Origin of the sequence: Megasphaera sp. AF13-6AC (assembly GCF_027685385.1) — a bacterium.
Lineage (GTDB): Bacteria > Bacillota > Negativicutes > Veillonellales > Megasphaeraceae > Megasphaera > Megasphaera micronuciformis.
In genome coordinates this window covers 1-609 of the sequence record NZ_JAQCUN010000324.1, presented here as the reverse complement: position 1 = coordinate 609, position 609 = coordinate 1, and the positions used below count along the sequence as shown (strand labels likewise).

Here is a 609-nt window from a genome sequence, read left to right as displayed (position 1 = left end):
TCCTTCGGCTATCCCGTTGTATTTGATGCTACACACAGCGTACAGCTCCCCGGCGGCGGCGGTACGAAGTCTACGGGACAGCGACAATTTATCGGTAATCTTGCCCGGGCGGCAGCCGGATCGGGGATTGACGGGGTCTTTATGGAAGTGCATGACAATCCTGCCGAAGCCTTAAGCGACGGACCGAATTCACTGTATTTATCCCAAGTCGAAGGCGTTTTGCGTGATATGGTTGCCATTCATTCCATTGTCGCAAAGAGTACCGAAACGGCTATGTAATCGATTCATACGTGAGGTGTGTGCCATATGAATATATTGGAAGAAGCAAGAGAAGTACTCCGTGTGGAAGCGGCAGGAATAGAACGTCTGATACCTACATTGGATCAGCGCTTTGTCAATGCCGTCAATATGATTCTTGAATCCCGAGGTCGTGTTATTGTCACGGGTATGGGGAAATCGGGCCATATAGCCCGCAAGGTGGCGGCTACTTTAGCCAGTACGGGAACGCCGGCCTTTTTTCTTCATCCGGCCGAGGCGATTCACGGTGATTTGGGTATGGTAACCATTGATGATACGGTGTTGGCATTCTCTAATAGCGGAGAAACGACG

1 protein-coding gene and 1 pseudogene are annotated in these 609 nt (G+C 50.7%); both read left to right on the top strand.

The genetic code is table 11. The features are described 5' to 3' along the window. Window positions 1–279 (top strand): annotated as a pseudogene (locus PGX78_RS09180) (3-deoxy-8-phosphooctulonate synthase); the annotation flags it as partial. Between the two features lie 27 nt (window positions 280–306). Then, window positions 307–609 (top strand): SIS domain-containing protein (locus PGX78_RS09175; protein ID WP_270446666.1); only part of this gene is annotated, 303 nt, incomplete at its 3' end.